Source organism: Sphingomonas sp. GW821-FHT12D09, from assembly GCF_058807215.1.
Window position 1 is genome coordinate 691127 of sequence record NZ_JBXAQL010000001.1, and the last position, 17820, is coordinate 708946.

Below are 17820 nucleotides of genomic sequence, written 5' to 3' on the forward strand. Positions count from 1 at the left end.
CGAGGATGACGGAATAATTCAATCCTGGGTCCGGATGCAGAGCGCCACCGCGCCGCCGGCCAGCGTGCCGCCCGCCAGGATCAGCAGCCAGATCATATAGCCCGTCTTCTCCGGCGCCAGCGCGAGCGCCAGCAGCGGCGCGACCATTGCCGGCAGCGTGTTGGTCAAGTTGAGGATGCCCAGGTCGCGGCCGCGATGCTCGGGGGTGGGCAGCAGCTGCATCGCCATCGCCGAATGGATGGCGAGGAACACGCTCAATCCCGACATCGCCAGCGCATGGCCGATCGCCGCCACGCCCCAGCTGTCGGCAAAGGCCATGGTGGTGAGCCCCGCCGCCATGCCCACCGCGCCGGCGGCAAGGAACGGCTTGCGGCGCAGTATCCGGTCCGAGAACTTGCCGGCCAGCAGGGTCAGCATCACCGCGACGATCGTCGATCCGGTCATCGTCGCGACGATCGGGCTGGCCTCCACGCTGGTCTTGCTGATGTCCTCGCGGTCGAGCACCGCCAGGAAATAGAAAAAGCCATAGGTGGCGAGGCCGTTGCCGGCGACTTGGAACAGGATGCGCGAGGCCCAGGCGAGGGTAAAATCGAAGCGGCGCAACTCGCGCTGCGGCGCGGGCGGCGGCGGGGGCAGCGCAGCGCCTTCGCGGGCGAGCAGCAGGAAGGGCGCGGTCATCGCCGTGAACAACAGGCATAGCAGCGCATAGCGCACCGCGTCGCTGCCCAGCCCCGGCAGCGTGACCAGCACCGCCGACATCGCTCCAATCGGATGCGCGATGCCGGTGAGGCCGGCGACCACGCCCTTCTGCTCGTCGGGGATCTCATCCGCCATCACCGCGGCGATCGGCGCGAACATCATGTTGATGCCGATCTGGATGCAAGTGACCGCCACGAGCAGGCTCACCGGATCGGCGGAGACGAGCAGCAGGCCGTAGGAGGCACTGAGCACGCCCAGCCCGACGGTGATCCAGGGCCGCCTGGTGCCGCGGGTGCGCCGGGTACGGTCGCTCAGCGCGCCGAAGACGATATTGGCGACGCTAGCCACTGCCGCGCCGCCCAGTGCGCCGGCGCTGAGCAGCTGCACCGCATGGCCGCCGCCTGCCAGCGCCGCCTTGAGCGGCAGCAGCACCATGACGAACGGCATGAAGCTGACGAACATGCCCGAATAAGCCAGCGCATAGAGCAGGATGAAGCCGCGGCCGGGGGAAGCGAAACGCATGGGCGGCGGACCATCGTTCCCAGCGGGAACCGAGTCAACGTCTGCGGCCAGGACCAAGTCCACGCCGCGGCGGGGCGGTCGAATCACGCACCACGAAATCGAACGGCAGCAGGTGGCGGCCATTGCTCCCCTCGCCGCGCGCCTTGCTCGTGATAAGCAGCTCTGCGGCCTTGGCGGTCATCGCGGCGATCGGCTGGCGGATGGCGGTGAGTGCGGGCACGCTCATCCGCACCGTCGGCGTATCGTCGAAGCTGACCACGGAGATGTCGCCGGGCACCGCCAGGCCGAGCTGGCCGGCGGCATGGAGCACGCCCAGCGCCATTTCGTCGCTGCTCGCGAGGATGGCCGTGGGCGGCACCGGGAGCCCGGCCAGCGCCTGGAGCGCGGTCACCCCGGCCTCATAGGTGAAGTCGCCAGGCTGGAGATATTCGGGTGCGACCTTCAGCCCGCGCGCCTCGATCGCGCTGGTGAAGCCGTGGAGCCGGTCCGGGCTCATAGCGTACTCGGGATGGCCCTGGACGTAAGCGATGCGGGTATGGCCGAGGTCGAGCAGATGCTCGGTCGCGCGGCGCGCCGCCGCCTCGTCGTCCATATAGACGGCATAGCCCTCGCCCTCGCGGTGCGAGCCGAGCCGCGCGAAGACCATGCCGCCGCGGTGGAGGAGATCGGTGATCCGATCATCCTCGCTGTGCGGCGGCGTGAGGATCACGCCGTCCGGATGGAGCGCGGAAAGTGCGGCTTGGACCTGCGCCTCGAGCTGGTCGGAATGCGAATCGACCAGCTCGAACAGCATGCGATAGCCATGCTCGGCGCATTTGAGCATGCCGCCGAACAGCATCTGATCGACCCAGTCATTGCCGCGCCGCGACTGCCAGCCCTCGACCGTCGGGCGCTCGTCGTTGAAGGCGAGGATCAGATAGGAGCGCGATCCGCCCAGCCGCCGCGCGGCGAGGCTGGGGACATAGCCGAGCTTGTCGATCGCGGCCTGGACGCGGGCCTGCACCCCGACGGTGACATTGGGGCCCTTGTTGATGACGCGGCTCACCGTCTGCAGCGAGACTCCCGCCTCCGCCGCCACGTCCTTGATCGTGATCGCGCGCTTACGCGGCTGCATGGGCAGGTCGCGCGAGATCGACCTTGTCGGCGCGGCAATGCGCATCGATGAACTGCTGGTGGGTCGGCAGCTGCTGGACGAAGGCGGCAAGCTGGTCGCGACCCTTCTCCATCCCGGCCCAGAGCGCGGCTTCGTCGATCCGGTCGACCAGCGGGTGATAGGTGCGCGGGCGGATACCCATGCCGTCGAGCACCGAGAACCAGCTGACCGATCGGAACAGCTCGTCCAGCCCTTCCCGCAGCGTCCCGTTGGTGCGGAACAGCTCGACGCGCTCCTTCAGGCTGTCCGGCCATTCCATGTCGCGCACCTTGCGCCAGAAGGGCGTGTCGTCACGCGCGCTGGCCGAATAGTGGAGCACGATGAAGTCGCGGATCTCCGTATAGTCCGCCACCATCCGGCGGTTATATTCGTCGGCCAGCGCGGGATCGCAGTGGCGGTCGGGCAGGAAGCGGAAGAAGAAGTCCATGCCACGATAGATCAGGTGGATCGCAGTCGATTCCAGCGGCTCGATGAAACCCGAGGCCAGCCCGAGCGCGAGCACGTTCTTGTGCCAGATCTGCTGGCGCACGCCGGTCTTGAACGGGACGACCATCGGCCCGGCGACGACTTCGCCTTCCACCTTGTCGAGCAGGATGCGTGTCGCTTCCTCATCGCTCATGAACTCCGACGAAAAGACATGGCCGTTGCCGGTGCGGTGCTGCAGCGGGATGCGCCAGCGCCAGCCGGCGTCCTGCGCCTCGGCGAGCGTATAGGGTCGCGGTGGGCCGACATTCTCGGTCTGCGCGGCGATGGCGCGGTCGCAAAAGAGGTAATTGGACCAGTCGGTATAGCCGGTGCCCAGTGCCTTCTCGATCAGCAGCGCGCGGAAGCCCGAGCAATCGATGAAGAAGTCCGCCTCGACCGTGCGCCCGTCCTTGAGCGTCAGCGTCGAGACGAAGCCGCGATCGTCGAGCGCGACATCGGTGACGATCCCCTCGGTCCGCTTCACCCCCCGGGCCTCGGCATGGCCGCGCAGGAACTGGGCGACGCGCTTGGCATCGACGTGGAGCGCATAGGCGGCGCTGGCGATCGGGGTGTTGCGCGCCTTGAACGGCAGCATGAACCGCCCCTCGCGCGCCATCACGGTCGCGGGCGCGAAATCCTGGAGCGGATAGTCGTGGCCGGAGAGCGTCGCCTTGCGCCAGCATTGGTAGAAGTCGCTGAGCTCTATCCGCTGGCCGACATCGCCGAACGGATGAAAATACCCCTCACCCTTCCTGTGCCAGTCGTTGAACTCGATGCCGAGCTTGAAACTGGCCTGCGTCGCGCGGACGAAATCCTGCTCGTTGATGTCGAGCTTGGCGATCAGCTCGAGGAAGGGCGGGATCGTGCTCTCCCCCACGCCGATCGTGCCGATATCGTCGCTCTCGACCAGTTCGATCTCGAAGAGCTTGCCCTTCATGTGATGCGCCATCACCGCGGCTGCGATCCAGCCGGCCGTGCCGCCGCCGACGATGCAGACCTTACGCAGCGCGTCGGGGTTGTTCATGCGGATGTCCTCACGGGCTCGGCAGCGGCACCATCGACCGTTGCGAGGAATTCGGAATGGGTAGGCGTGTCGGCGACGGTGCCGCGGATCGCGGCCCGCATCTGCTCCAATGCACGCGCCAGCTCGGCGGGATCGACCGCCGCGACGCCGGGATCGATCCGTTCGGGCAGATGCTCGAACCCGCCATAGATGGCGAGCCAGGATGCAGGCGAGAACATCTCCCAGCGATAGCGCAGGAACGCGCCGCGCGCGCGCCAAAGGTCGAGCTTGGCATTCAGGCTGTCGGGCAGTCTCATGTCGCGGCAGGCCTGCCAGAACGGGCCTTCGCGCGTGCTCAGACGATAATGGAGGATGATGAAGTCGCGGACGCGCTCCATCTCCTCGGCGGATTGCGCGTTGTATTCCGCAATCACCGCCGGATCGAAGCCCTTGTCGGGGAAGAGCTGCTTCAACCGCTCGACGCCCGTCTCGATCAACGCGATGCTCGTCGACTCAAGCGGCTCGAGAAAGCCCGAGGCAAGGCCAAGCGCGACGCAGTTCTTCGCCCAGGCGACGTCGCGGCGGCCTGGCGTGAAGCGCAGGCGCCGCGGCTCCATGGTCGGCTTGCCGGGCACATTGGCGAGCAGTTCAGCGCGCGCATCCTCGTCACTCTGGAAGTTGCTGGAAAAGACGATGCCATTGCCCTCGCGGCTACGCAGCGGAATCCGCCATTGCCAGCCTGCGGTGCGCGCGGTGACGGTGGTGCAGCTCGGTGGCTCCCCTACCCGCTCGCTTTGCACTGCGAAGGCGCCGTCGCAGAGCAGCCAGTGCGACCAGTCCTGAGTGCCGACACCCAGTGCCTCGCCGATCAGCAGGCCGCGAAAGCCCGAGCAGTCGATGAAAAGGTCGCCCTCGACGCGCTCGCCACCGTCAAGCGTCACCGCTTCGATGAAGCCGGTCTCGCCGTTCAGCCCGACATCGGTGATCCGCGCATCGATGCGCAGGACGCCCGTGCGCTCGGCAAAGGCACGCATATGCGCCGCGAACAGCGACGCATCGAAATGGAGCGCCCAGTCGAACACCGAGAGCTGACTCGGTGGATTGGGCACGGGCACGCTGGCATGGCCTTCGCGCGCGAGCATGGCGCCGAGCGAATATTCCTCCAGTGGCGCAGCCTGGCCGGCGTTGCGGGCCTTGAGCCAATAATGATGGAAATCGACGCCGCGCAGGTCCTGCCCGAAGCGGCCGAACGGATGAACGAAGCTCGCTCCCGGCTTCCAGTCGACGAAGCGGATGCCGAGCTTGGCGGTCGCTTCGCAGGCACGCATGACTTCGGCATCGGTCATGCCGAGCGAAGCGTAGAAGCGGCGGATGGTCGGGATCGTCGCCTCGCCGACGCCGATCGTCCCGATCTCGGAGCTTTCGATCAGGGTGATCCGGGTGCCCGTCCCCGCGAGATAGGCGCCCAGCGCCGCCGCCGCCATCCAGCCTGCGGTGCCTCCGCCGACGATGACGACGCGCTCGATCGCGCCGCTGGCCATACCCCCATTAGTCATTGCGTCATTCTGATCGTCTCGGGCGGGTTCGCAAGCGAAACCACGTGGTCCCGTTCCTTGAAGAAAAATGGGCCGGCAGCCTCTGGGAGACCGCCGGCCCAGGAGGGTTGGCTCTTAGAACCGGTAGCGCACACCCACCGAGTAACGCGGCTCGAAGCGGTTCTGCGAATGGAACTGCTGCGAGTCCTTGTCGAACTGGAAGTAATAGCGCTCGCGCTCGCCTAGCAGGTTCGAGACGTTGCCGTAGAGGGCGAACTGTTCGGTGACATTGGCCGTGAGGTTCACGTCCACATAGTCGCTGGCCTGCTGCATCACCGGGATGTTGCGCTGATCGACCGCGGGCCCCGGATCGACGTCATAGCCGAGACCCATGTTCGCGAGGCGGTCCGTACGGTGGTTCCACGCGACGCGGGCCTGGAAGATGTCGTCCTGATACCAGGCGACCAGGTTGATCTGGTGCTTGGAATTATCCTGGAACGGCAGCTTCCCGCCATCGAGCCCCCGCGCCGACTGCGAGGAGTCGGAGAAGGTGTAGTTGGCATCGATGCCGAAGTTGCGCAGGAACGGCGCGTTCGGGAACAGGTCGGTGAAGGCCAGCTTGGCGCCGACTTCAACGCCCTGCAGATTGCCGCCCGCACCCTGTGCCGGCTGCGTCACAGGCACCGTGCGGCGGATCACGCCGTCGGCATCCGGATAGCGGCCGGTCATCGTGGTCGCAGTGGTCACGAAGCTCTCGATGTCGAGCTTGAACAGGCCGACATTGAGCATCGAGGCACGGCCCAGATAATATTCCAGGCTGATGTCGTAGTTGTTCGAGCGCCACGGGTTCAGATACGGGTTGCCGCTCGAGCTGGCGCCGGTGACCTGACGGACGCCGAGCGGCGCCGCGGTCGGGTTGGTCGGCGTCGGGCCCTGCGAGTCCGCCGTGCTGATCGTGAGACCGCCGCCATAATTGCCGAGATCCAGCGGGATCATGGTCTTGGCGAAGGCCGCGCGCAGGCGGATCTTGTCGCTGACGTCATAGGACAACGTCACCGTCGGCAGCCAATCGGTGTAGCTGCGGCGGGTAACGTTATCGCCTACATCGAGGTTGGTATCACCATATGCCCGGGTATCGCCGGTCAGGTTCTGCTTCACGTCGATGCTGGTCTTGATGACCTTCACGCCGACATCGGCCTTGAACCCGCCGCTCTTCCAGTTGGTGTTGATGTAGGCGCTCTCTTCGATGAGATCGACGTCATAGGTGTTGCCCGGGACGATGACTTCGTCGGCACCGCCGAACACGCGCGTCATGAACGACTTGATGTCGTCGAAGTCCTTGGGATCGACCACCCACAGGCCCGGCATGCCGTTGACCACGCCGCCCCAGTTCGTCTGGAAGCTGACATTGTTATAGGCATTGAGCGCGGTCGGGCGGTTGACGGTATAGCCCTGGAAGCAGGTCGGCGTGTTTGCCGCCGAGGCGCCGCAAGGCGAAGGCGAAGCCGCCGCGGGCAGTGCCGCATTATAGCCCGGGTTGGAGACGAACTCGCCCGCGGAGCATTGCGGGTTGTCCATCACCACGTCGATCGCCTTCCACTGCGCCGAACAGCCTGCGGCCGTGGCTGCGCCGTTGCCGCCATAGAAGTTCGAGAACAGGTGGAAGTTCTTGATCTGGGTCGAGCGATCCGAGCGGCGCACGCCGACATCGACGCGGCCGAGCAGGCCGAACAAGCCGCCGTCCTGGAACTCGTAGCTGCCATCGGCGCGGAACACGCCGAGATCGGAGCTATTGTCCTGATTGCCCTCGGACGAGAAGGCCGCAACAGCATAGCTGTTGAGATTGGCCATATAGTCCTTGAGCGACTTGCCGGCGCCTAGGCCGCCGGAGATCGGCGTGTCGAAGCCGCTGAAGGTTGGGTTGCCGCCACGCAGGTCGAGATGGAGCAGCGGGTCCTGGCCATAGCCCAGCGGGTTCGGATCGACGTAGCGGCCGCCATTCGAGCCGACCACGCCATTGGTGTAGCGCGACGCCGGATACTGGGCCGCGATGTTCGCTGGATAGAACGGCCCGCGGGTCAGGTCGTTCGGGTTGCGGAACAGCGTGAAGGCCCGGTTGCCCGCGCGCCAGTTGCTGAGGTCGCCCTGTACCTGGCCGTTCATGCTGCGCAGGTGCGCGTCCGAGCGCAGCGCACGCGCGCTGAACTTGAACGGACCGCCGGTGTCATATTCGAGCTCGAGGTTATAGTTGGTCGATTCCTCGTGCGCTGTGCGGTTCACCGAGAAGGAATTGAACCACCAGACATTGAGGTCATACTGATCGACGTCGAGCCAGGGCTGACCGTTGCCGCCGGTCTGGCCCGAGGGCGCGGACTGGGTCGGGGTGGTCCAGGTCAGGCCGTTCCAGCGGTTCGAGATGTTCACGCCCGAGGCGCGGTTGTGCTCGACCAGCTCGGTGTGGAACACTTCGCCCGTCAGCGTCCAGCCTTCGGCGAACTTGAGCTGCACGGCGCCGTTGATGCCGAAGCGGTTGCGCTCGACTTCGCGGCTGAACAGCTCATAGCCGTGCGGCGCGATCCAGTTGGCGCCCGCGCCACCCCAGTCGTTGTTGCCGAACGCGCTGCCGCCGATGCCCGCATAGTTGTTGCCGAGATGCGACTGGCTCTGCGTCGCCCCGACCATCACGCCGATCGTATCGTTGCGCCAGCTGAACAGGCCGCTGATCAGATAGTCGTTCTTCTTGGTATAGTCGCCGCGCGAATATTCGGCCTGGTCGGCCAGCGTCAGGCCTTCCTTCAGGTCGAACGGACGGCGGGTGCGCAGGTCGACGGTGCCCGAGATGCCCGACAGCGCGTTGCGCAGGTCCTGCGACTTGTAGACCACCACGGCGTTCATCAGCTGGGCGGGAATGTCGTTCAGGTTCGGCTGCGCGGTGCCGAGATTGCCCGGGCTCAGATACTGCTCGCCGTTGAGCAGCGTGATCACCTGCGGCAGGCCGCGGATGTTGACACTCGAGCCTTCGCCGGCGTCACGCTTGATCTGCACGCCCGAGATGCGCTGCAGCGCGTCGACCACGGTGACGTCCGGCAGCTTGCCGATGTCTTCCGAGGAGATCGCGTCGACGATCGCGGTCTCGGTGCGCTTGATGTTGATCGCGCTCGCCTGCGAGGCGCGGATGCCGGTGACGACGATCTCTTCGCCCTGGTCCTGCGCGTCCTGCGGCACCGCCGTATCCTGGGCCCAGGCCGGCGCGACCAACGCGGTCGACGCCAGCAAGCCGGCCATCACACTGGAAAATCCCTTCATTCCCTTGTCCTCCCACTCTGTTTTCACACCCCGGCGCATCTACGCGCGCCTCACCCGGTGCTTGTCTCAGGGCGCCAGTCGGCGTTCCTGCAAATCCGCCGCGCCCGTGAGCACCGGTTGACCGGCATCTCGCGCAATCGCGACACGATAGGTTCCCGCCGCCAGGTGCCATCCCGGCTGGGCGGTGTCGTAGTCCGCGACGATGCGCGGCTCTGCGATCAGGGTGACGCGGCGCGTCTCGCCAGGCTTGAGCGTCACCCGCTCGAAGCCGGCCAGGCGCAGCGGACGGCTTCCGCTCGCCGGCGTCACGTAGAGCTGGGGCACGTCGGCGCCTTCGCGCTTGCCGCGATTGGTGACGTCGAAGCGCACCGTCAGCGAGGCCCCGCCCTCGACCTTGAGGTTGGCATAGGCGAAGCGCGTGTAGCTCAGGCCGTAGCCGAACGGGAAAGCCGGCTTGTGCCCCTGCCGGGCATACCAGCGATAGCCGACGTCCGAGCCTTCCTTATAGTCGATCACGAAGGGCTTGATCGCACGCGCATCCTGCCCGCGATCGGGTGAAGCCTTGACCTGGTCGAAGCCCGGCACGGTCGGCCGCGGCGCCTGGTCGATCGATGCCGGAAAGGTGATCGGCAGGCGGCCCGAGGGGTTCACTTCGCCGAACAGCACGCGCGCCACCGCCTCGCCGCCGCGCTGCCCGGGATACCAGGCGGCGAGCACCGCCGACACCTTGTCGAGCCAGGGCATCAGCACCGGGCCGCCGGTGTTGAGCACCACGGCGGTGCGCGGATTGGCCGCGGCGACCGCGGCGATCACGGCGTTCTGGTTGCCCTGCAGCTCGATCGTCTCGGGATCCTCTGCCTCGGTCGTCCACTGGGTGGCCCAGACGATAGCCAGGTCCGCGTTCCTCGCCGCCGCGGCAGCAGCGGTCGGGTCGCTGCCATCGACGAAATCGACACGCGCCTTGGGGGCCAGCGCGCGGATCGCCGCGAGCGGCGAGGAAGCGTGCCACGTCACGCGCACGAAGGACGCGGCCGGGCCATTCTTGAGGGGTATCTCGAGTGGAATACCGCCGTTAGAGCGGACCTGTGACGAGCCGCCGCCGGAAAGCACGCCGATATCGGCATGACCGCCGATCAGGACGATGCGCTTGGCCGACTTGGCGAGCGGAAGGAGGTTCCTGTCGTTCTTGAGCAGCACGATCGCCGCCTCGGCCGCACGCTGGGCGACCTCGGCATTCTTCGCATTGTCGATCGGCTGCACCGTCTCAACCACGGCTGCATCCATCACGCCGGTCGCGAACATGCTGTTGAGGATGCGCCGGGCCATGTCGTCGAGCCGCGCCTGGGGCAGCTCGCCGCTCTCCACGGCTTTCTTCAAATCGCCGCGGAAGAAAATGTGCGTGTCGAGCTCTCCGCCCGACTGCTGGTCGAGCCCGTTGCGCGCCGCCTTTACCGTCGAGTGGACCGCACCCCAGTCGGACATCACATAGCCCGGATAGGCCCAGTCCTGCTTCAGTACCGTGTTGAGCAGGAACGCGTTCTCGCAGGCGAAGTCGCCGTTCACCGACATGTAGGCGCACATCACCGAGCCCGGCTTGCCGCGCTCGATCGCCAGCTCGAAGGCGAGCAGGTCGCTTTCCCGGAATGCAGCCTCGCTGATCTTGCCGTCGCTGACGAAGCGGCCGGTCTCCTGCGCATTCAGCGCGAAATGCTTGATCGTCGAGACGATGTGGTTCGACTGGATGCCGCGGATCGACTCGCCCGCCAGCATGCCGGCGAGCAGCGGGTCCTCGCCCAGATATTCGAAGTTGCGGCCGCCCCAGGGATCGCGCGTCAGGTTGATGCCGCCGGCGAGCATGACGTTGAAGCGCTTGGCCCGCGCCTCGCTGCCGATCATCGCGCCCCCTTCATAGGCGATCTTGGGGTCGAAGGTCGCGGCGAGCGCCAGGCTGGAGGGGAGCGCCGTGGCGGTGTCGCCCTTGCGCTGCTCGACCTGGTTGGCGACGCCGAGGCTGGCATCGGTCTCGCGCAGCGCAGGGATGCCCAGCCGCGGGATCGCCGGCTGCTGCCCGGCGGAAGGGATCATGTCGGTCGGTGCCGCGGAATCCTTCGCGAGCGGCGGGAACCATGTGTATACAAGCGCCAGCTTCTCCTCGAGCGTCATCGCCGCGAGCAGCATTTCCGCGCGGGCGGCCGCGGGTAGCTTGGGATCGGACCAGGGACGAGCGGGATTGGCCGTGGGATCGGCGGGGTTCGACACAGCGGGTGCGACGATGCCCTGCGCATGCGCTCCCATGGCCCCCACGAGCGCGGTGCTGGCGAGCAACGCCGTATAGCGCGCCACGTACCGCAGACTGACCAGCATCAACTTCTCCCCTTCGGCGCGCGCAAAGGCACCGTGCACGCCGCGAGGCGCGCCAGTTCATCCGATCCAACCTGAGGGAGCCTTTTCCGACAACGCTGTCGGTTTCAGCGACAAGACAAGCCCACGACGCCTCATGGCGCGCACGGCAGCCTGTTCCAACACCCCTCTGTCCGCGGAGTCTTACGCTCCAATGATGGGCTTAAAGCACAGATTGAGAGCGTTCTCAAGAACGTTCTCAATTTTGTTACATGGGAAACGGGATGTTAGCGCAACCATTTGGGAGAATGGGACAATTACCCCCGAAACGGGTTATTTCCCGGCGTAGCGGACGGCGGTCTCGCCAGCGCGCGCAAGCTCGCCGAACAGCGCAGCTTCGCGGGCGCGCCAGACCGGCACAAAGGCCCGCGGAAATGCCCCGACCAGCACGCCCAGGCCAAGTTCGACGGGGAGGATCGAATTGCCAAGTTCGGCGACGTCGGCGGGGACCTGCGCCCCGCCCTGTCCGTCCGAGGCAACTTCGATCTGCGCCACCGGCATCGCACTGCCGCGGCGGATCGGACGGGTGTGCAGGACGAGCATCTTGCCCCCGCGCGCGACGCGCAGGCGCGGACCGCCCTCGCCTTCGGCGGTGGTTGTTGAGAGCTTGGCCCCGTCGCGATTGACCGACCAGATCAGCCGATAGCGCGCGGCCATGCTGGTGGCCGGCACCGGCACGGCGAACTTGTTGTCGAGCACCCAGTTCTGCCCATCGACATCGACGAACAGCACCGCATGCTGCTCCTGATCGGCATTGTCCCACACGATCGCGATGCGCATCGCGCTTTCGGGCAGGCCGAGGTCGCGGAGGGCGAAATATTTGGTGAGCGCGTAATCCTCGCAATCACCGCCGCGCGCAAACATCTCCGCGGGCGTCTCCCAGCGATCCGCCATACCCCAATTGGCGAGATCCGAGACATAGGGAAGCTTGTTCACCCGCGCCTGCACAGCGACGACGGCCTCACCCTTGGGCAACCCGCGCAGCGACTGGAAGCCGACGCGCCAATCCGGGCGGCCGCAATCGCCCGGCATCTCGTCGGCGGGCATCATGCAATGGACAGAAGGCCTTGTGGCCGCGACAGCCTCGCGCGCCTCGCGGGCGAGCACATCGGTCCAGCGCGGGGCATCGGCGAGCCGCAGCGCGACTTCTCGATTCGCCGAATCGCCGGCATCCTTCGACGCGGCAAACGCAGACTGCCCCACAACCAGCGCCGCGCAAGACAGCACCAGTCGCGCTGTTGATACGCGACGCAACACCCCACCCCCGGTTGAAACCAGAGAGAGGAATAGGCCGGGCACTCCTAAGGCCAGACTAACGAAGACCTAAGTACAAGCCACTGATTATGGTTAGGAATTATGGTTAATTGAGGGTTTGATCGCGCCGGCCAGAGCGGCCAGCGCCCGGCGGTGGTCGTCAACAATGTCCAGCGGCTCGGCGAACTGCTCCGCCAGGGCTATACCGCGATCGTCATCCAGCTCGACGAGACCAATCTCGATCTGGAGGAGGAGCTGGCCGGCCAGTGATCGCCAGGCCGGAGACGGAAAGGGAAGGCCGGGGCGAAAGCCCGGCCTTTTCTACTGGCCTTGGCCGCCCTGCTCGAATGCCCGTGCCCGGCATGCACTGGGACTCTCGCCGAAACGGTGGCGGAACAGCCTGCTGAGATGCGCCGCGTCGCTGAACCCGAGCCGCTCGGCGATGTCGCCGATCCGCTCGGTACCCGGCGACGCGACCAGTGCCGCATGCGCCGCCTCGAGCCGAAGCTTGCGGATATAGGCCTGCACGCCGCCCTCCTCTTCGAACAAGCGATGCAACGTCGAACGCGAGACGCCGAGGCGGCGGCACAGGCTCGTGCTGTTGAGCCCGATCGAGCCGAGATTCTGCTCGATCTCGCCCCGGGCACGCAGCGCCAGCGGCTGCGTCGAGCGTTCCGCGTTGGCGCTGGCCCCTTCCCCCACCGCGCGCATCGACAAAGCGAGCATGTCGATCAGCGTCCGGGCAACCCGCGCGGAATCGCTTTCGGGAATTGATCCGAGGCGATCGGCAAGCTGGAGGAGATGGCTGTGGAGCAATGCCGCCTCCATGCGCCCGATCACTCGGCCGTGCAGGCGCTTGACCAGGCCGATCTCGCGCTCGGCGCGGGCACGCGGCACCGCGAACTGGATCGATCGGCTTTCGCTGAGCATCACCGTCGAAACTCGCTTCATGTCGAGCATCACGATCTCGCCGGCCTCGGCCAGGAACGGAACGCCGGCCGCGTCGCCCTCGGCACTGCCTTCGAGCAACACGCTGACGCCCAGCACATCGATCCCGTCCTCGGCAATGCGCTCCGGCGTGCGCTCGAACCGCCGGGCGGTGCCCCGGGCATAGGATACCGGCACGCCGTCGAGCACGACGGTTTCCGCCGTGGTGTGGAACGGGCCTATCGGTATCGAATCGAACAGCGACGCCACGCTCGGCCACCCACGCGCCGCCCACAGCTCGTGACGGTCGGCAGGCGGGAATCCCGCAGTCGTATAGTGGCCGGTTCGAATCCCGCGTGGCGGCTTCATGAGTTTCCGAAGATTTGCGACCAAGCCGTTCGCCGGCCTTTATCGAGTTTTTCCAACGCGGTGCTAGCACCGCTTGAGAGCCGAATCCACTTGATGCACATCAACTTTATTATAGGTGAGCCAAAGTTTGCGTGGATCGTTGTTCGCGCTAGAACGACGAAGGACAGGGCATGACCCGGCAATTTCAGGGCACGCGCCAGCTTCACGGGAGCACAGGCCGATATGCATGGACCAGGTGATTTCGAATTATCGCGGCGCGGCGTGCTCGTCGGCGGAGCAGCCTCGGTGGCGGTGACCGCCGCCCCGCCGGGGGCCAGCGCCGCACAGGATGCAGCTTCGGCCGGCGCCGGCACGCAGGTGCTGGCGAAGGTGAACTTCCAGGTGAACGGCAAGCCGCGCACGCTGGAGCTCGACACGCGCACCACGCTGCTCGACGCCCTGCGCGAGCATCTCAAGCTCACCGGCACCAAGAAGGGCTGCGATCACGGCCAGTGCGGCGCCTGCACGGTGCTCGTCGAGGGGCGGCGGATCAATAGCTGCCTCAGCCTCGCGGTGATGCACGAAGGCGATGCGATCACCACGATCGAAGGCCTCGGCACGCCCGAGAAGCTTCACCCGATGCAGGCAGCCTTCGTGAAGCATGACGGCTACCAGTGCGGCTATTGCACGCCGGGCCAGATCTGCTCGGCGGTGGCGGTGATCGACGAGATCCGCGCCGGTATCCCCAGCCATGTGACGGGAAACGTCGCGGGCAAGCCGGCGATGAGCCCCGAGGAAATCCGCGAGCGGATGAGCGGCAATATCTGCCGCTGCGGCGCTTATTCGAACATCGTCGAGGCGATCGGCGAAGTCGCCGCCCGGAGGAAGGCATGAAGGCGTTCAGCTATGAGCGGGCGCACAGCCCCGCCGAAGCCGCCGCTATCGTCGGCCGCACCCAGGGCGCGCGTTTCATCGCGGGCGGCACCAACCTCCTCGACCTGATGAAGCTTCAGATCGAGACGCCGACGCATCTGGTCGACGTAAACCATCTCGGGCTCGACCGGATCGAGGCGACGTCGGACGGCGGGCTGCGCATCGGCGCGCTGGTGCGCAACACCGATCTCGCCGCCGACAAGCGCGTGCGCAAGGATTATGCCCTGCTCTCCCGCGCGCTCGTCGCCGGCGCATCGGGCCAGCTGCGCAACAAGGCGACGACCGCGGGCAATCTGCTCCAGCGCACCCGCTGCCCCTATTTCTACGACACCAACCAGGCCTGCAACAAGCGCAAGCCCGGCAGCGGCTGCGCGGCGATCGACGGGGTCAGTCGCAGCCTGGGCGTGATCGGCACCAGCGATGCCTGCATCGCCACCCATCCCAGCGACATGGCGGTGGCGATGCGCGCGCTCGACGCCGTGGTGGAGACGGTGCGCGCCGACGGCGCGACCCGGGCGATCCCGATCGCCGACTTCCACACCTTGCCGGGCGATACGCCGAACGTGGAGAACAGCCTTGCGGCCGGCGAGATGATCACGGCGGTGACCCTGCCCCAGCCGATCGGCGGCACGCATATCTATCACAAGGTCCGCGACCGGGCGTCCTACGCCTTCGCGCTGGTTTCGGTGGGCGCCATCCTGAACAACGACGGCAGCGGCCGCGTGGCGTTCGGCGGCGTGGCGCCCAAGCCCTGGCGGGTCGAGGCAGCCGAAGCGGCGCTGGCCCAAGGTGCGAAGGCGGCGGCCGCGCTCGCCTTTGCCGGCGCCAAGCCGACCGAAGAGAATAAGTTCAAGCTGGTATTGGCCGAGCGCACGCTCGCCGCCGCCATTGCCGAAGCGAAGGGCTGAGCCATGAAGTTCGACACGCCCGCCGGCACCAATCCGATCGACCAGCTCAAGTTCGTCGGCAAGCCCACCCCGCGCATCGACGGGCCGCTCAAGACCAGCGGCCTGGCGCCCTATGCCTATGAGCATCACGACGTACCCAACCCGGCCTATGGCTTCGTCCTGGGCTCGGCGATCGCCAAGGGGCGGATCACGTCGATGGAGCTCGGAGACGCCAAGGCAGCTCCTGGCGTGCTCGCCATCGTCACCGCCGACAATGCCGGCAAGCTGGGCAAGGGCGAGAACAACACCGCCAGGCTGCTCGGTGGTCCGGAGGTCGAGCATTATCACCAGGCGGTGGCCTTGGTCGTCGCCGAAACCTTCGAACAGGCCCGCGCCGCCGCATCGCTGATCCGCGTCGAGTATAGCCGGGCCAAGGGCAGCTTCGACCTGGCCCGCTCGATGGAGTCGGCGACCAGCCCCGGCGGCAAGCCCGACAGCAAGCTCGGCGATTTCGACAAGGCCTTCGCGGCCGCCCCGGTCCAGTTCGACGAAACCTATTCCACGCCCGATCACAGCCATGCGATGATGGAGCCGCACGCCACCATCGCCGCATGGGATGGCGACAAGGTCACGTTGTGGACGGCCAACCAGATGATCGACTGGGCGGTGCGCGACATCGCCAAGACGCTCGGCCTGCCCAAGGAGAAGGTGCGCGTCATCTCGCCCTTCATCGGCGGCGGTTTCGGCGGCAAGCTGTTCCCGCGCGCGGACGTGATCCTGGCGGCGCTCGGCGCGCGGCAGGTCGGGCGCCCGGTCAAGGTCGCGCTCCAGCGCCCGCTGATCTTCAACAACGGCACGCATCGCCCCGCGACGATCCAGCGCATCCGCATGGCCGCGGGGCCGGACGGCAAGCTGACCGCGATCGGGCACCAGGAATGGTCGGGCGATCTGCCCGGCGGCGGGCCCGAGAACGCCACCGCCCAGACGCACCTCCTCTACGCCAGCCCCAACCGCCTGATCGCGACGCGGCTTGCGGTGCTCGACTTGCCCGAAGGCAATGCGATGCGCGCACCGGGCGAAGCCTCCGGGCTGATGGCGCTCGAGATCGCGATGGACGAAATGGCCGAGAAGCTCGGCATGGATCCGATCGAGTTCCGCGCGGTGAACGACACGCAGGTCGATCCCGAAAAGCCGAACCGTCCCTTCTCGCAGCGCCAGCTGATCCAGTGCATGCGCACCGGCGCCGAGAAGTTCGGCTGGAGCAAGCGCGGCACCCGGCCCGGCCAGGTCCGCGACGGCCGCTGGCTGATCGGCATCGGCATGGCCGCGGCCTTCCGCAACAACATCAACATGAAGTCCGCCGCGCGCGTCCGTCTGAACGCCAGGGGCGTGGTCACGGTCGAGACCGACATGACCGATATCGGCACCGGCAGCTATACGATCGTCGCGCAGACCGCCGCCGAGATGATGGGCGTGCCACTCGACAAGGTGGTGGTGAAGCTGGGCGATTCCAGCTTCCCGGTCTCTGCCGGCTCGGGTGGGCAATGGGGCGCGAACAGCTCGACCGCGGGCGTCTATGCCGCCTGCGTGAAGCTCCGTGAGGCGGTAGCGCAGAAGCTCGGATTCAACTCGGCCGACGCGGAATTCGCCGGCGGCAAGGTGAAGAGTGGCAAGCGCAGCGTGCCCCTTGCCGACGCGGCCAAGGCCGGCGAGCTCGTCGCCGAGGACGCGATGGAATATGGCGACCTCGCCAAGAAGGTCCAGCAGTCGACCTTCGGCGCGCATTTCGTCGAAGTCGGCGTCGATGCCGCCACTGCGGAGATCCGCATCCGCCGCATGCTCGCCGTGTGCGCGGCGGGCCGCATCCTCAATCCGACCTCGGCGCGCAGCCAGGTGATCGGGGCGATGACGATGGGCGCCGGTGCGGCACTGATGGAGGAGCTGGTGGTCGACAAGCGCTTCGGCTTCTTCGTCAACCATGACCTGGCCGGCTATGAAGTGCCGGTCCACGCCGACATGCCCCACCAGGACGTTATCTTCCTCGAGGAAACCGATCCGACCACCTCGCCGATGAAGGCCAAGGGCGTCGGCGAGCTCGGCATCTGCGGCGTCGCGGCGGCGGTGGCGAACGCGGTCCACAATGCCACCGGCGTGCGCGTGCGCGACTATCCGGTCACGCTCGACAAGCTGCTCGCGGGGATGCCGGAGTTCGCGTGACGGGCAACACCCGCCCCTTCCATCGTCATCCCCGCGAAGGCGGGGATCCAGAGTCGCAGAGCGATGCGCGAAGTAACACTGGATCCCCGCCTTCGCGGGAATGACGGTGTATGTGCTTCACCTCTCCGCCAAAGTTACGCGCCACTTGCAATGTAGGATTTCGCCTGCTGG

The 17820-nt window shown here is 66.7% G+C and carries 11 protein-coding genes; 3 read left to right on the forward strand and 8 right to left on the reverse strand.

Features of this window, described 5'->3' with window-relative positions; all coding sequences use genetic code 11:
* Window positions 1-18: 18 nt before the first annotated feature.
* The 8 genes from AC1RPL_RS03300 to AC1RPL_RS03335 form a co-directional block, all read right to left on the reverse strand.
* Complete coding sequence (locus tag AC1RPL_RS03300; protein WP_493067827.1) at window positions 19-1221, reverse strand: MFS transporter; 1203 nt, start codon at window positions 1219-1221, stop codon at window positions 19-21.
* Window positions 1222-1255: 34 nt separating this feature from the next.
* Entirely contained in the window at window positions 1256-2335 is a 1080-nt protein-coding gene (locus AC1RPL_RS03305; RefSeq protein ID WP_493067828.1) for a LacI family DNA-binding transcriptional regulator, read from the reverse strand.
* Window positions 2322-3863, reverse strand: a complete 1542-nt coding sequence (locus AC1RPL_RS03310) for a tryptophan halogenase family protein (RefSeq protein WP_493067829.1) — start codon at window positions 3861-3863, stop codon at window positions 2322-2324. The genes AC1RPL_RS03305 and AC1RPL_RS03310 overlap by 14 nt, the downstream gene beginning before the upstream one ends.
* Window positions 3860-5398, reverse strand: a complete 1539-nt coding sequence (locus tag AC1RPL_RS03315; RefSeq protein ID WP_493067830.1) for a tryptophan halogenase family protein — start codon at window positions 5396-5398, stop codon at window positions 3860-3862. Before AC1RPL_RS03315 ends, AC1RPL_RS03310 begins: the two co-directional genes overlap by 4 nt.
* Before the next feature lie 114 nt (window positions 5399-5512).
* Window positions 5513-8683: a TonB-dependent receptor domain-containing protein gene (locus tag AC1RPL_RS03320; RefSeq protein WP_493067831.1), complete on the reverse strand. Its 3171-nt coding sequence runs from the start codon at window positions 8681-8683 to the stop codon at window positions 5513-5515.
* Window positions 8684-8749: 66 nt separating this feature from the next.
* Window positions 8750-11047, reverse strand: a complete 2298-nt coding sequence (locus AC1RPL_RS03325; protein ID WP_493067832.1) for a beta-glucosidase — start codon at window positions 11045-11047, stop codon at window positions 8750-8752.
* Between the two features lie 309 nt (window positions 11048-11356).
* Window positions 11357-12286, reverse strand: coding sequence for a transglutaminase-like cysteine peptidase (locus AC1RPL_RS03330; RefSeq protein ID WP_493067833.1), 930 nt, complete (start codon window positions 12284-12286; stop codon window positions 11357-11359).
* A 372-nt stretch (window positions 12287-12658) separates the two neighbouring features.
* Window positions 12659-13534 (reverse strand): helix-turn-helix domain-containing protein, encoded by an 876-nt coding sequence (locus AC1RPL_RS03335; protein ID WP_493067834.1) that lies wholly within the window; start codon window positions 13532-13534, stop codon window positions 12659-12661.
* 321 nt (window positions 13535-13855) lie between these two features.
* Here AC1RPL_RS03335 and paoA point away from each other — a divergent pair, with 321 nt between their 5' ends.
* From paoA to paoC, 3 genes are read left to right on the forward strand one after another with little or no spacing between them, the layout of a single operon-like run.
* Window positions 13856-14506 carry an aldehyde dehydrogenase iron-sulfur subunit PaoA gene (paoA, locus tag AC1RPL_RS03340; RefSeq protein WP_493067835.1) on the forward strand — a complete coding sequence of 217 codons (651 nt, stop codon included), beginning with the start codon at window positions 13856-13858 and terminating at the stop codon, window positions 14504-14506.
* Window positions 14503-15453 carry an FAD binding domain-containing protein gene (locus AC1RPL_RS03345; protein ID WP_493067836.1) on the forward strand — a complete coding sequence of 317 codons (951 nt, stop codon included), beginning with the start codon at window positions 14503-14505 and terminating at the stop codon, window positions 15451-15453. Before paoA ends, AC1RPL_RS03345 begins: the two co-directional genes overlap by 4 nt.
* Window positions 15454-15456: 3 nt before the next feature.
* Complete coding sequence (gene paoC / locus AC1RPL_RS03350) at window positions 15457-17649, forward strand: aldehyde oxidoreductase molybdenum-binding subunit PaoC (RefSeq protein ID WP_493067837.1); 2193 nt, start codon at window positions 15457-15459, stop codon at window positions 17647-17649.
* The last annotated feature ends 171 nt before the right edge of the window (window positions 17650-17820 follow it).

Bases quoted from the DNA above. Each gene is read 5' to 3' on its own strand.
- AC1RPL_RS03300 (WP_493067827.1), bottom strand. From the start codon at position 1,221: ATGCGTTTCGCTTCCCCCGGCCGCGGCTTCATCCTGCTCTATGCGCTG.
- AC1RPL_RS03305 (WP_493067828.1), bottom strand. From the start codon at position 2,335: ATGCAGCCGCGTAAGCGCGCGATCACGATCAAGGACGTGGCGGCGGAG.
- AC1RPL_RS03310 (WP_493067829.1), bottom strand. From the start codon at position 3,863: ATGAACAACCCCGACGCGCTGCGTAAGGTCTGCATCGTCGGCGGCGGC.
- AC1RPL_RS03315 (WP_493067830.1), bottom strand. From the start codon at position 5,398: ATGACTAATGGGGGTATGGCCAGCGGCGCGATCGAGCGCGTCGTCATC.
- AC1RPL_RS03320 (WP_493067831.1), bottom strand. From the start codon at position 8,683: ATGAAGGGATTTTCCAGTGTGATGGCCGGCTTGCTGGCGTCGACCGCG.
- AC1RPL_RS03325 (WP_493067832.1), bottom strand. From the start codon at position 11,047: ATGCTGGTCAGTCTGCGGTACGTGGCGCGCTATACGGCGTTGCTCGCC.
- paoA (WP_493067835.1), top strand. From the start codon at position 13,856: ATGCATGGACCAGGTGATTTCGAATTATCGCGGCGCGGCGTGCTCGTC.
- AC1RPL_RS03345 (WP_493067836.1), top strand. From the start codon at position 14,503: ATGAAGGCGTTCAGCTATGAGCGGGCGCACAGCCCCGCCGAAGCCGCC.
- paoC (WP_493067837.1), top strand. From the start codon at position 15,457: ATGAAGTTCGACACGCCCGCCGGCACCAATCCGATCGACCAGCTCAAG.